14 protein-coding genes are annotated in these 12,365 nt (G+C 71.0%); 7 read left to right on the plus strand and 7 right to left on the minus strand.

What is annotated here, in order from left to right; all coding sequences use genetic code 11:
- The first annotated feature begins 19 nt into the window (after nt 1–19).
- Nucleotides 20–688 carry a TetR/AcrR family transcriptional regulator gene (locus FB471_RS04325; RefSeq protein WP_170220698.1) on the plus strand — a complete coding sequence of 223 codons (669 nt, stop codon included), beginning with the start codon at nt 20–22 and terminating at the stop codon, nt 686–688.
- A gap of 26 nt (nt 689–714) precedes the next feature.
- Here the strand turns inward: FB471_RS04325 and FB471_RS04330 are convergent, their stop codons facing one another.
- The 3 genes from FB471_RS04330 to FB471_RS04340 form a co-directional block, all read right to left on the minus strand.
- The gene (locus tag FB471_RS04330) at nt 715–897 is read right to left on the minus strand and encodes a hypothetical protein (protein WP_141996046.1); all 183 of its coding nucleotides are present in this window, start codon (nt 895–897) and stop codon (nt 715–717) included.
- A 31-nt stretch (nt 898–928) separates the two neighbouring features.
- Complete coding sequence (locus tag FB471_RS04335; protein WP_141996047.1) at nt 929–1,597, minus strand: class I SAM-dependent methyltransferase; 669 nt, start codon at nt 1,595–1,597, stop codon at nt 929–931.
- A 117-nt stretch (nt 1,598–1,714) separates the two neighbouring features.
- The gene (locus FB471_RS04340; RefSeq protein ID WP_141996048.1) at nt 1,715–2,173 is read right to left on the minus strand and encodes a glycine-rich domain-containing protein; all 459 of its coding nucleotides are present in this window, start codon (nt 2,171–2,173) and stop codon (nt 1,715–1,717) included.
- Nucleotides 2,174–2,370: 197 nt separating this feature from the next.
- On the opposite strand from FB471_RS04340, the gene FB471_RS04345 reads away from it, so the two are divergent.
- The 3 genes from FB471_RS04345 (at nt 2,371) to FB471_RS04350 (ending at nt 3,660) form a co-directional block, all read left to right on the plus strand.
- On the plus strand, nt 2,371–2,697 hold the full coding sequence (locus FB471_RS04345; protein WP_141996049.1) for a helix-turn-helix domain-containing protein: 327 nt from the start codon (nt 2,371–2,373) through the stop codon (nt 2,695–2,697).
- 4 nt (nt 2,698–2,701) lie between these two features.
- Nucleotides 2,702–2,860, plus strand: a complete 159-nt coding sequence (locus tag FB471_RS33975; protein ID WP_170220699.1) for a hypothetical protein — start codon at nt 2,702–2,704, stop codon at nt 2,858–2,860.
- A gap of 68 nt (nt 2,861–2,928) precedes the next feature.
- The gene (locus tag FB471_RS04350) at nt 2,929–3,660 is read left to right on the plus strand and encodes a hypothetical protein (RefSeq protein WP_141996050.1); all 732 of its coding nucleotides are present in this window, start codon (nt 2,929–2,931) and stop codon (nt 3,658–3,660) included.
- Nucleotides 3,661–3,881: 221 nt separating this feature from the next.
- On the opposite strand, the gene FB471_RS04355 is transcribed toward FB471_RS04350, so the two are convergent.
- Together FB471_RS04355 and FB471_RS04360 are read right to left on the minus strand one after the other, a co-directional pair.
- Complete coding sequence (locus FB471_RS04355; RefSeq protein ID WP_211357943.1) at nt 3,882–4,790, minus strand: oxygenase MpaB family protein; 909 nt, start codon at nt 4,788–4,790, stop codon at nt 3,882–3,884.
- 93 nt (nt 4,791–4,883) lie between these two features.
- On the minus strand, nt 4,884–6,389 hold the full coding sequence (locus tag FB471_RS04360) for an SLC13 family permease (RefSeq protein WP_141996052.1): 1,506 nt from the start codon (nt 6,387–6,389) through the stop codon (nt 4,884–4,886).
- A gap of 97 nt (nt 6,390–6,486) precedes the next feature.
- Here FB471_RS04360 and FB471_RS04365 point away from each other — a divergent pair, with 97 nt between their 5' ends.
- Nucleotides 6,487–7,947: an aromatic amino acid ammonia-lyase gene (locus FB471_RS04365; RefSeq protein ID WP_141996053.1), complete on the plus strand. Its 1,461-nt coding sequence runs from the start codon at nt 6,487–6,489 to the stop codon at nt 7,945–7,947.
- A gap of 143 nt (nt 7,948–8,090) precedes the next feature.
- Here FB471_RS04365 and FB471_RS04370 read toward each other — a convergent pair whose 3' ends face one another.
- Nucleotides 8,091–9,116 (minus strand): 6-phosphofructokinase, encoded by a 1,026-nt coding sequence (locus tag FB471_RS04370; protein ID WP_141996054.1) that lies wholly within the window; start codon nt 9,114–9,116, stop codon nt 8,091–8,093.
- Nucleotides 9,117–9,388: 272 nt separating this feature from the next.
- On the opposite strand from FB471_RS04370, the gene FB471_RS04375 reads away from it, so the two are divergent.
- Both FB471_RS04375 and FB471_RS04380 read left to right on the plus strand, forming a co-directional pair.
- Entirely contained in the window at nt 9,389–10,510 is a 1,122-nt protein-coding gene (locus tag FB471_RS04375) for a 3-deoxy-7-phosphoheptulonate synthase (RefSeq protein WP_170220700.1), read from the plus strand.
- A gap of 9 nt (nt 10,511–10,519) precedes the next feature.
- The gene (locus FB471_RS04380; protein ID WP_141996055.1) at nt 10,520–11,332 is read left to right on the plus strand and encodes a serine hydrolase domain-containing protein; all 813 of its coding nucleotides are present in this window, start codon (nt 10,520–10,522) and stop codon (nt 11,330–11,332) included.
- A gap of 88 nt (nt 11,333–11,420) precedes the next feature.
- Here the strand turns inward: FB471_RS04380 and FB471_RS04385 are convergent, their stop codons facing one another.
- Nucleotides 11,421–12,365 (minus strand): D-2-hydroxyacid dehydrogenase family protein, encoded by a 945-nt coding sequence (locus FB471_RS04385; protein ID WP_141996056.1) that lies wholly within the window; start codon nt 12,363–12,365, stop codon nt 11,421–11,423.

Raw genomic sequence — 12,365 nt, forward strand, 5'->3', positions numbered from 1 at the left:
ATGTGTCACGATGACGCGTGTGACCACGACCAACCAGCGCGAGTACGGCGGGATGTCCGCCGATGCCCGCAAGGCGCGGCGGCGGGCGGAGCTGCTGCGGGCCGGGTTGGACCTGCTCGGCACGGCGGGCATGCCGGGCCTGACGGTGCGCGGGGTGGTGGACCGGGCGCAGCTCGCGCCGCGCTACTTCTACGAGAGCTTCAGCAACATCGACGAGCTGGCGATCGCCGTGTTCGACCAGGTCGTGCGGGAGATGATCGACACCGGCCTGGCCGCGATCGCCGAGGCGGGGACGACCCTCCGTGCGCGGGTGCACGCGGGGCTCGGCGCGGTGGCCGGGTTGCTGACCGGGGATCCGCGCAAGGGCCGGGTGCTGCTGATCGAGTCGATGGCCAGCCCGGTGCTCGCGCCCCGGCGGCAGGAGGCCGCGGGCACGATCGCGCGGCTGGTCGCCGAGCAGGCCGATGGCGATCCCGCCTACCGACCCGCCGAGGCGGGAACCACCGCGATCACCGCCCGCTTCCTGGTCGGCGGGTTCAGCGAGGCACTGGGCGCCCTGATCCAGGGGCCCGGTGAACAGGGCCGTGAAGCCGTGGTCGACCGCTGCACCGAGCTCTTCCTCGCCTGCGCCGGCGCCTGGCAGGGTCCCCCTGGTACTCGCGACGATCGAGCGGATACGGCGGGGTAGGCTCCGCAGAATCCAGCGGACGGTTTTCATGGCCGAGGTGAGGACTCGCCGCCGCGCTGGCGCATCCCGGCTTCGAAGCGCCCGATCGCGTCGGCGAGCATCGTGGTTCCGTCGATGGTGGTGTCGAGCAGGTCAGCCGCGTCACGGAAAGCGCCCCGCGCCCAGGTGGCGGCCAGGCCGTCGCGGGTGAGTTCGTTGTGCAGGGTCATTTGACGGCACCTGAAACCGGCGGCCTGCGCGTTACCTCCGACGTCTGCTTTCGACCAGGAGTGTGCCCACGTTGGCCGGGTCCGGTGCGGGCAGGACCCGTGCGTGGACCTCGGTGTAGCCGTGTCTGGTCAGGAGTTCGGTCCACTGGTCGGGGTGGTAGCTCCAGCGGGCCATCGCAACCTGTGCGCCGGTGTAGCCGGCGGCCCACATGCCGATGGCGCCGGTGGTGGTGTCGGGGATGTGGGGGGCGTGGGAGAACACCAGTCGGCCGCCGGGGGCAAGCCGGTCCAGCACGGCCGGGAGCAGGACGTTGGGGTCGGTGAACCACACGGCTCCCCAGATCGAGTAGATCGCGTCCCACCGCCGGTTGGTGGTGATGAGGAAGTCGAGCACGTCGCCCCGCTCGAAGTGCGCGTTGGCCAGCTCGCCCCAGCGAGCGTGGGCGGCCTCGACCTGAACCGGGGAGAGGTCTACACCGGTGGCGGTGATGCCCATGGTGGCCAGTGCCGCGACGGCGTTGCCGCGGCCGTGGCCGAGTTCCAGCGTGGTGAGCGGGTCGCCGAGCAACTCGTCCCCGGGCCCGTGACCTTCGTATTGGCACCAGCCGAAGGCGTTCTTCAGTGCGTCCTCGGGGGTTTCGTCGGCGACGCCGCGGCCGTAGCGATCCCAGTAGCCGGCCGGGTCGGTGATGGAAGGCATGGACGGGCAACGTACTCCCGCCGGTCGATCATGGCCCGTCGACCTGGCCCAGGTTGGTGTGCTGGCACGCTGGCGGGCCAGCACGCTACAGCCGCGCTGGCCCCGCCGGTCAGATGATTAGTGGCTGTCCGTGCCCGGGTGGCACGGCGAGCACTTCGTGAAGTCCGCTTCCCACAGCGGCCAGTCCACCGCGAATCCGCGCTCGGCGACCACCTCGGCGGTCCGCGCCACGGTGCCGTCGACCTTGCGCTCGACTTCGGGCACGTGGTGCAGGTACTCGCCCTGGTTGTATCGCCGGCAGAACTCGGCGTAGGGCTTCGTGTCCAGGATGAGCGTGTGCACGGCGATGTCCACCAGCTCCCCCGGTCCCAGCTCGCGGTGCTGGCCGCGCGGCTCCATCGCGGTGAGCAGGTAGGCCACGGCCTGCCCAAGCAGCCGTTCGGCCATACTCTGGTCGAACGGGTGGTCCCGCATCAACAGAGCGACTTCCTTGTTCCACACCTCGGGGGTCAGGTAGTCCTGTGGGTCGCGCAAGGCCACCGTCTCGGTGGACGGCGCGTCGAGGGTGCTCGTCATCGTCATGTCCCCTTTCCCGACTGGCCGGGCCATCGCCGCCCGACACGCACCCAGAGCACCACCAAGCGGTGGCACGCTGCCGCGGTTGTGCCAGGTTGACCAGCGGCTTTGTCGAGTTGACACGAATCCCTGGTCCGGGCCGACAGTGCTGAATAGGCTGGTTGGTTGCCTGGAGCCAGGCGGTAAAGGGGACGCCGATGACCCACGACGCCGTACGTGATCCCGGGGTGCGCGCCGCGCTGCGTACCGGCCAGCCCGGAGCCATCGTGCGCGCCGTCCGGCACACCCGCCACCTCACGCTCGCCCAGCTCGCCGTCCGCTGCCACACCACCGGCTCCCACCTGTCCCGGCTCGAACGCGGCCAGCGCGGGCCGCGCAGCGTCGGGGTCCTGCGGGCTCTGGCCACGCGCTGGATATCCCGCCGGCCTGGCTCGGCGTGGCCGACCCGCCACGCGCGTGCCTGCCGAACCCGCGATCAGCGACTACGCTGCACGGCATCCTGCCGCCCCCACGGAGGAAGCTGATCGGATGCGACGCCGCACCCTGCTCGCCGGTGCCACCGGCCTGGCCGGCACGGCCATCCCGGCACCGGCCACGCGCAGGGGCAAGCGCTCGAACATGCGCTCCTGCTGTCGCCAGCACGTCTCGACGCCGAGTCGCTCACCGAACCCCAACTCGCGCGACTGACCTCCGACCTGCGCACCCTGTTCGCCGCCGGGCGCTACCAACAGGTCGCCGACCAGCTTCCCCGCGCGGTGGCCGCAGCCAGGACCGCGAACCGGTATCTCGCCGATCTGTGGACCCTGACCAGCGAGATCGGCGTCAAGCTCAGTAATGACCTGATCTCTTGGACCGCCGCCGATCGTGCCGTCCAGGCCGCGCACCGTGCCGGCGACCAACTCGCTCATGCCACCGCCAGCCGGTCCTGGGCCATCGCGCTGCGCCGCACCGGCTACCGCGGCCTGGCCAACCGCGCCGTACTCGACACCGCTGCGGCACTGCAACCCGAACTACACCGCGGCCCCGGCTACCTCGCCTCCTACAGTGCCCTGACCAGCACCGCCGCCTACACCGCCGCCGGCGCCGGTGACCGCGATACCATGAACACCCTGCTCACCGAAGCCGCCGACACCGCCGAACACCTCGGCAATCCCGCCCGGGTGGCCATCCAGCTCTACCGTGTCAGCAGCGCCCGCGCCCTCGGCGACTACGGCACCGCGCTCCACACCGCCCGCCGCGTCCATCCCGACACCATCCCGACTGGCGAACGCCGAGCCCGCCACTGGGCCAACGTCGCCCGAGCACTCCACGCCTGGGACAAACCCACCGAGTGCTACCGCGCCCTCCTGGCCGCCGAGCACGCCGCCCCCGACGAAGTGCGCTACCGACCACCCATCCAGGCCATCACCCGAGATCTGCTGCGCTCACCCGCCGCGCCCACCCTGCGCGGCCTGGCTCACTTCGCCCACCGCACCGGCGTCACGTAGCTGGTGAACCGGTGTTGCGCGGGTGACGGCGGTTACGAGGGCTGTTCGGTGCGGCCGGCGCCGCGTCGCCGACGCCGGCAAACGCCGCGTCATCCTCGCCCACCACGCCGACGGCGAGTTCATCGGCACCATCGCCTGCGCCACCAAGCTGTCCACCGGCACGGTCAGACATATCCGCCGATTCTCGGCGGTTACTACGGGGACCTGACCCGGCAGCACTCTCAGATCGGGCGGGCGTCGATGGCCGTGCGCAGCTTCCGCCGCGTGTGCTCCACCCGCCGGGCCCGGTAGGCGATCGGGAAGTACCGCAGGCGTTCCGGCAGCAGCGGCACCGTGTAGGCGATCAGCCTGCCGAGCAGCCGCAGCCTGCGCTCGTCGCCATCCGTCCAGCGCAGGCCGAGCGCGCGCCGGGCGGGCTCCGGGGTGGTGCCCACGGTGACGAAATGCTGCAACCGCCCCACCGGCGCGGTCACGATCCGCCACAGCGGCACGAGCGTCCGCGGCAGCCCCAGCGGCGGCCCGATGTTCCTGATACCACTGAGGTAGTCCCGCGCGACGGTGCTCGGCCGTAACCGGTCTCGCACCACCTCGTCGAAGTACTCAACGAACTCGGCGTAGGTGGCCGGGATGTGCTGAGGCGGCACCGAGAAGTTCCGCAGAAGTTGCACCGTCTCGGTGTAGTAGTCCTCCTTCTCCCGCTCGGTCAGCGGGCGGCGGGCGAAGTACCGCGCACCCTCGAGGAACGCGTAGGCGCCGGTGAGCAGCACCCAGGCCCACGGGCCCGCGGACAGTGCGGTGTGCCGCGCGCCGTCCGCGTCGGTGGTGTTCAACGTCGCGTGCATCTCGCGCAGCCGGTCGGCCTCGCTCAGCGCCTCTGTGCCGCCGTACACCCACATCTGCACCGACGCGATACTGCGCAAGGCACGGCCGACCGGATCGGTGCGGAACGTCGAGTGCTCGTCCACCACCGCGGCGATGGTCGGTTCCATGGTCTGCAACAGGAATGCCGTACCCGCGGTCAGCGAGAAGGTGACCAGCCCGATCTCCTCCCACATCCGGCTGCCGGGCTCGATCGGGCGGCGTGGCGCCCGATCACCGACCGGTGTCGCAACCCGCTCTGCCTGTGTCACGTGCCCACCTTCTCCCATCTAGTAACACACGTTGGCAGATTAGGTATCTGGAAACGACCGTGTCAAGATTGCGGCGTCCTCGGCGCCGCCGGGTCAGAGCGTGATGCCCAGCACCGCTCCGCCGAGGGCGTAGACGACGACCGTGATCAGCACCAGGGAGATCACGTTCAGCCAGACCCCGCCCTTGATCATCTGGCCCATGGTGAGGTGCCCGGAACCGAAGGCGATGGCGTTCGGCGGGGTCGCGACCGGCAGCATGAACGCGCAGGTCGCGGCCAGCGCGGCCGGGATCACCAGCAACATCGGCCCGAACCCGAGCCCCACCGCGACCCCGGCCAGGATCGGGATGAACGCCGCCGCGGTGGCGGTGTTGCTGGTCAGCTCGGTGAGCAGCAGCACGAGTCCCGCGGTGATCAGCACGAGCAGCACCGTCGGCAGGGTGCCGAGCGCGCCCACCTGGTCACCGATCCACTCGCTCAGCCCGGTGTCGGTGAACTGGCTGGACAGGCTCAGCCCGCCACCGAACAGCAGCAGCACGCCCCAGGGCAGTTGCTTGGCGGTGTCCCAGTTCAGCGTCCGCACGCCCCTGGCCCCATCGACCGGCAGGATGAACAGCACCACGGCCACCGCCATGGCGATCCCGGCATCGGAGATCCGATCCAGCCAGGGCAGCGCCTCCGCGACGGCGTCGATGTCCGCGAAGGTGGGGATGAAGATCCAGCTCAGCGCCGCGGCCACGAACACGATGAGCGCGTTCCACTCACCCCGGCTCATCGGACCCATCTCGTCCAGTTGCTCGCGGATCAGCTCGCGGCCGCCGGGCAGGGTCTTCGACGCGGGCGGAAAGACGAACCGGGCCAGCACCAGCCAGGCCAGCACCAGCAGCACCACGGAAATCGGGACGCCGAAGAGCATCCACTGCCCGAAGCCGATCTCGATCCCGAAGTTGTCCTCGAGATAGCCGACCATGAAGGTGTTCGGCGGGGTACCGATGATGGTGCTCAGCGAGCCGATCGAGGCCGCGTAGGCGATCCCGAGCATCAGGGCGGTGGCGAAGTTGGTGTCCCCCTTGCCGCTGCCGAGCTGACCGACCAGCCCCAGCACCGACAGGCCGATCGGCAGCATCATCACGGTGGTCGCGGTGTTGCTGACCCACATGCTGATGAAGGCCGTGGCGATCATGAATCCGGCGATCAGCCGGACCGGACTCGTGCCGACGGCCAGCACCGTGCGCAGCGCGATCCGCTTGTGCAGGTTCCAACGTTGCATCGCCAGCGCCAGCATGAACCCGCCCATGAACAGGAAGATCACGTCATTGGCGTAGGGCGCGGCGGCGTCGTCGATGCTCGCCACGTTGAAGATCGGGAACAGCACCAGCGGCAGCAGCGCCGTCGCGGCCAGCGGCAACGCCTCGGTCATCCACCATGACGCCATCAGCACCGCCACGGCCGCGGTGGCCTTGCCCGCGGTCGACAGGCTGTCCGGCAGGACGAGGAAGACCAGCAACGCGAGGACCGGCCCCACCGCGAGACCGACCCACTGGCGTTTCACCGTCCCCGGCTTCAACGCCGTGGTCGCATCGTCCTGCACCTGTGACATCGCTCACCTCCGATTTCGAGTGCCGGAAATGTACCGCGAGATCACCATCCCGGTCACACCTTTACCGGCCCCCGGCGGCATCGTCCATAGTGATCGGATGCGGACCGGCGAGATCACCATCCGGCTGGACGGCCATACCCTGCGCTGTGCCGACGTCGCCATGGCCGCGGCGGCCACCGGCCCCCTGGCGCTCGAGGTGTCCCCGTACGCGCTGCGCACCGCCGAGCGAGCCTGGCGACTGGCCGAGGATCTCAGTTGCCACCGGACGGTCTACGGCCGTACCACCGGGGTCGGCGCCAACAAGGACGACACCGTGCAGGGCGAGGGCTCCACCGAGCACGGCCTGCGGTTGCTACGCAGCCACGCGGGCGCCGGTGGCGACCGGATGCCGGACGGTCAGGTCACCGCGATGATGGTGATCCGGCTGAACCAGCTACTCACCGGGCGCTCCGGAATCAGTCCCACCCTGATCGCCGCGCTGGCCGACGCGCTGCGCGCCGGCTCGCTGCCGCTGGTACATCGGCTCGGCGCGATCGGCACCGGTGACCTCACCCCGCTGGCCGAGACCGCGCTGGCGCTCGCCGGCGAGCACACCTGGTTACGGCATCCGATCCCGCCGGTGCCCGTGCACGCGGGCGACGCGCTGGCGTTCATGAGCAGCAACGCCGCCACCCTCGCCGAGGCGACCCTGGCCGCGCTGCGGTTGGACACGCTGACCAAGGCCAGCCACGCGGTAGCCGCACTGTCCTATGTGGCCCTCGGCGGTAACCCGGAGGCCTACGCCACGCCGGTGCACGAGGCCCGGCCGCACCGGGGGCAGGTCGCCTGCGCCGCGGAGATGCGCAGGATGCTGGGGATGGAAGGCACCCCCGCACCCGGTCGTCGCATCCAGGATCCGTTCGGGCTGCGCGCCTTCCCCCAGGTGCAGGGGCCCGCGCTGGACTCGGTGCGGTACCTGCGCGAGGTGCTGGCCGTGGAGATCAACGCGGGCACCGAGAACCCGATGATCTCCACGACCCACGGCAATGCCTACCATCACGCGCACTTCCACACCGCCTACGTGGCCTCGGCACTGGACCAGGCCAGGGCCACCGTGCACCAGGTCGCCGAGCTGTCCGCCGCCCGGCTCGGCGACCTGGTCGAACCGGAGTTCACCGGGCTGCGGCCGTTCCTGGCCGCCGGGCCGGCCGGCAGCTCCGGGGTGATGATCCTGGAGTACGTCGCGCACGACGCGCTCACCGAACTGCGGCAGGCCGCGCTGCCGGTGACCCTGGGCACCGCCGTGGTCTCCCGCGGCCTGGAGGATCACGCCAGCTTCTCCACCCAGGCCGCGCGGGCGGCCACCGCGGCCTGCGCGGCCTACCGGCAGCTGCTGGCCTGCGAGCTGGTCGCCGCCGTGCGCGCACTGCGGATGCGGGAGGCGGACCTCGGCGGCCTGCCGGCCGGTGCGGCGTACCAGCGGGCTGCGGAGGTGCTCGACCCTGACCTCGCGGACCGCCCGCTGACCGCCGATATCGCCCGCGCCGCGGAGGTGCTGGACAGCCTGGCGACCGTCTAGCTGTAGCCGACCAACGCCCACCCAGCCCAAAGGCCCTGAACGTGGCGTTCGAGACGTCAGACGTCCCAAACGCCACGTTCGCGACGTTGAACGCCCGGAAAGCCACGTTCAGGGCAGTACCGGACGGCGGCGACGGGTGGGCGTCAGCCGAAGAACACCTCGGCCTCGGCGTAGCGCTCCGCCGGCACCGTCTTCAGCTCGGCTGTAGCCTCGGACAGCTTGACCCGCACGATGTCGGTGCCGCGCAGCGCCACCATCACGCCGAAGTCGCCGTCGGCGACGGCGTCCACCGCGTTCAGCCCGAACCGGGTCGCCAGCACCCGGTCGTACGCGGTCGGGGTACCACCGCGCTGGGTGTGGCCGAGCACCACGGCACGGGACTCCTTGCCGGTGCGCGCGGCGATCTCGTCGGCAAGCCAGGTGCCGACGCCGCCGAGCCGCACGTGCCCGAAAGAGTCCTTCTCGCCGCTGGCCAGAACCTCGTCACCGCCCTCGGGCAGGGCCCCCTCGGCCACCACGATGATCGGGGCGTACATCCGCTCGAACCGGCGCTCGACCCACTCGACCACCTGGTCCACGGAGAACGGTCGCTCCGGCACCAGGATCACGTTCGCCCCGCCGGCCAGGCCGGAGTGCAGCGCGATCCAGCCGGCGTGCCGGCCCATCACCTCGACCACCAGCGCGCGGTGGTGCGACTCGGCGGTGGTGCGCAGCCGGTCGATCGACTCGGTGGCGATGTGCACCGCGGTGTCGAAGCCGAAGGTGTAGTCCGTGGCGCCGAGGTCGTTGTCGATCGTCTTGGGCACCCCGACCACGCCCACACCGTCGTCGGTCAGCCGCTTGGCCACGCCCAGCGTGTCCTCGCCGCCGATCGCGACCAGCGCGTCGATGCCCTGGTCGGCGAGCACCGACTTGATCCTGTCGACGCCGCCTTCCTCCTTGTAGGGGTTGGTCCGGGAGGAACCGAGGATGGTGCCGCCCCTGGTCAGCACATCCTCCACGTCGTCGAGGCCGAGCGGCTTGCCGTCGCCGGTGAGCGGGCCGCGCCACCCGCTGCGGAAACCGACGACCTCCCAGTTGTGCACCTCGATGCCCTTGCGAACCACGGCGCGGATCACCGCGTTCAGCCCCGGGCAGTCGCCGCCGCCGGTCAGTACACCGACTCGCATCTGATTCAGACCTCCGCTCACGCTGGATCTACGTCACACTGTCGTCTCGTCTCCCGGGCGCAACCCTAGCCGTAGTCGTACTTGATCGGTGCAGCCACCGGCAACGAACCTGCTACAGTAATCGGCATGCAGCGTTATTTCTGGTTTAGCGGGCCGGCCCGGGGTGGGTCAGCCGGCGAGACCATACGCTGACAACCTCCACCCACGAGCCGGACGACGACGGGCCGGCTCGGCGGGTGACGGCGGGGCGGTCCGTGGAAAGGACCACACCCGTGACCTCGCAAGCAGCGCCGCTCACCGCAGGACCCGGCGAAAGCCCAGCCGATCCCCGACACGGCCTGAACAACCGGCGGACCACCGGGATCAGCCCGCTGCTGTCCCCCGCATTGCTGCGCCAGGAACATCCGATGGACGTGGCGATGGCCAAGACCGTCGCACAGGGCCGGGCGGACACGATCGACATCCTGAACGGGCGGGACGACCGCCTGCTCGTCGTGGTCGGCCCGTGCTCGGTGCACGACCCGGCCGCCGCGTTGGACTACGCACGGCGGCTGGCCGAGCAGGCGAGCAGGCACCGCGACCAGCTACACGTGGTGATGCGGGTCTACTTCGAGAAGCCGCGCACCACGCTCGGCTGGAAGGGCCTGATCAACGACCCCGACCTGGACGGGGGCTTCGCGGTGAACAGGGGCCTGCGGCTGGCCAGGCAGCTACTGCTGGACATCCTGGCGCTCGGCCTGCCGGTGGGCTGCGAGTTCCTGGACCCGATCACGCCGCAGTACATCGCCGACACCGTCACCTGGGGTTCCATCGGCGCGCGCACCGCGGCCAGCCAGGTGCACCGGCAGCTGTGCAGCGCGCTGTCCATGCCGGTGGGGATCAAGAACTCCACCGAGGGTGATGTCGGCGTCGCGGTGGACGCCACCCGCGCCGCGGCCGCAGGCCACGTGTTCCCCGGCATCAACGACGACGGGCTGGCCGCGCTGCTGACCACCTCCGGCAACCCGGACTGCCACGTCATCCTGCGCGGCGGCGCCGCCGGACCGAACTACGACCGCGAGTCCGTGGCCGACACGCTGGCCAGGCTGCGGGCGGCGGGCCTGCCGGAGCGGGTGCTGGTGGACGCCAGCCACGGCAACAGCGGCAAGGACCACCACCGGCAGGTCGAGGTGCTCGGCGGACTGGCCGAGCGGATCGGTGCCGGCGAGCGGATCACCGGCCTGATGCTGGAGAGCTTCCTCACTCCGGGCAGGCAGGAGCTGCGCCTCGGGCACGCGGCCGACCTGGCCTACGGGCAGAGCATCACCGACGCCTGCATGGACTGGCCGACCACCGCCGACCTGCTCACCCGGCTGGCCACCGCCACCTCCCGTCGCCGGGGGTCGGGCTCGTAGGGTGACGCCATGGACAGCGTGCGGTTGATCGAGGAATGGCCGGTGGACAACGCGGCGACGGCCGTCGTCGGTGCGGACGGGACGGTGCTCGCCGCACACGGTGACGGCGGCCGGAGCTTCCAGCTCGCTTCGGTCACCAAGCCGCTCACCGCCTACACCGCGTTGATCGCCATCGAGGAGGGCGTGGTCGAGCTGGACACCCCGGCGGGCCCGGAGGGTGCGACCATCCGCCACCTGCTGGCGCACACCTCCGGGCTCGGCTTCGACGAGCACCGGGTCATGGCGCCGCCCGGGACCCGCAGGCTCTACTCCAACGCGGGTTTCGAGCAGCTCGCCGACGCGCTGACCAAGCATTCGGGAATCCCGTTCGCCGGCTACCAGCGGGAGGCGCTGCTCGACCCGCTGGGCATGGCGAGCACCACGCTCGACGGCTCCCCCGCCGCCGGGGCCGTGTCCACGCTCGACGACCTGGTGCGCTTCGCCGCCGAGTTACAGGGGCCCACACTCCTCGACCCGAGCACCCTCGGCACCGCGACGTCCGTAGCCTTCCCCGGGCTGACCGGCGTGCTGCCAGGGTTCGGGCACCAGAAGCCCAACGACTGGGGACTCGGGTTCGAGCTCAGGGACCACAAGGACCCGCACTGGACCGGCGCGAACAGCTCCCCGCGGACGTTCGGGCACTTCGGGCAGTCCGGCACCTTCCTGTGGGTGGACCCGGACGCGGGCGCCGCCTGTGTCGCGCTCACCGACCGGACGTTCGGCCCGTGGGCCGCCGAGGTCTGGCCCCGGTACACCGACGCCGTGCTGGCCGACCTGCCCTGAACGGCACTTTCAGGACGTTCAACGTCTCACACGCTCCGTTCGGGGCGTTGAGCGTCTCGAAAGCCACGTTCAGGGCATTACCGGGGGGCTACGGGTCGAGCACGCGGATGGGGGCGCCTGCCTGGTAGGCGGCGATGTCCTCGACGGCGTCGGCGTAGAACACCTGGTAGACCTCGCGGGTGACGTAGCCGATATGCGGGGTCAGCACGGTGTTGGGCAGGGTGCGCAGCGGGTGCTCGGCCGGCAGCGGCTCGGTGTCGTAGACGTCCAGCGCGGCGCCGCCGATCGCGCCCTCCCGCAGGGCGTCGAGCAGTGCCCGCTCCCGCACGATCGGGCCGCGGGAGGTGTTCACCAGCCAGGCGGTGGGTTTCATCGCGGCCAGTTCCGCGGGGCCGACCAGCCCGCGGGTGCGGTCGCCGAGCACGAGGTGGATCGACAGCACATCGCTGCGCCGGAACAGCTCCTCCCTGCCGACCGCGCTGACCCCCCGCTCGGCGGCGTGCTCCGCGGTGAGGTTCTGGCTCCACGCGATGACGTCCATCCCGAACGCGGCGCCGACGGCGGCCACCCGGGATCCCAGTCGCCCGAGGCCGAGCAGACCGAGCGTCCTGCCGTGCAGCCCGGAACCGAGGCCGAGCTGCCAGCCGCCGCCCCGCATCGACCGTTCCTCGCTCGGCAGGTTGCGCATCGCCGCCAGGATCAACGCCCAGGTGTGCTCGGCGGTGGGTTCCGGAAGGTACCCCGTCCCGCACACCACGATGCCGCGCGCCCGCGCCGCGGCGATGTCGATCGCCGCGTTCCGGCGCCCCGTGCTGACCAGCAGCCGCAGCTCCGGCAGCCGATCGAGCAGTTCGGCCGGGAACGGCGTCCGCTCGCGCATCGCGACCACTGCCTCGACCCCGGCGAGCCTGCGCACCAGCTCGTCACGGTCGGGGATGTGCTCGGTGAACACCTCGATCTCCGCGCCGAGCGAGTCCCAGTCGGCGAAGTCGAGCGCCACGTTCTGGTAGTCGTCGAGAATCGCGATCTTCAT

It is taken from the genome of Amycolatopsis cihanbeyliensis (assembly GCF_006715045.1).
Lineage (GTDB): Bacteria > Actinomycetota > Actinomycetes > Mycobacteriales > Pseudonocardiaceae > Amycolatopsis > Amycolatopsis cihanbeyliensis.

Bases quoted from the DNA above. Each gene is read 5' to 3' on its own strand.
- FB471_RS04330 (WP_141996046.1), bottom strand. From the start codon at position 897: ATGACCCTGCACAACGAACTCACCCGCGACGGCCTGGCCGCCACCTGG.
- FB471_RS04335 (WP_141996047.1), bottom strand. From the start codon at position 1,597: ATGCCTTCCATCACCGACCCGGCCGGCTACTGGGATCGCTACGGCCGC.
- FB471_RS04340 (WP_141996048.1), bottom strand. From the start codon at position 2,173: ATGACGAGCACCCTCGACGCGCCGTCCACCGAGACGGTGGCCTTGCGC.
- FB471_RS04345 (WP_141996049.1), top strand. From the start codon at position 2,371: ATGACCCACGACGCCGTACGTGATCCCGGGGTGCGCGCCGCGCTGCGT.
- FB471_RS33975 (WP_170220699.1), top strand. From the start codon at position 2,702: ATGCGACGCCGCACCCTGCTCGCCGGTGCCACCGGCCTGGCCGGCACG.
- FB471_RS04360 (WP_141996052.1), bottom strand. From the start codon at position 6,389: ATGTCACAGGTGCAGGACGATGCGACCACGGCGTTGAAGCCGGGGACG.
- FB471_RS04365 (WP_141996053.1), top strand. From the start codon at position 6,487: ATGCGGACCGGCGAGATCACCATCCGGCTGGACGGCCATACCCTGCGC.
- FB471_RS04370 (WP_141996054.1), bottom strand. From the start codon at position 9,116: ATGCGAGTCGGTGTACTGACCGGCGGCGGCGACTGCCCGGGGCTGAAC.
- FB471_RS04380 (WP_141996055.1), top strand. From the start codon at position 10,520: ATGGACAGCGTGCGGTTGATCGAGGAATGGCCGGTGGACAACGCGGCG.
- FB471_RS04385 (WP_141996056.1), bottom strand. From the start codon at position 12,365: ATGAAGATCGCGATTCTCGACGACTACCAGAACGTGGCGCTCGACTTC.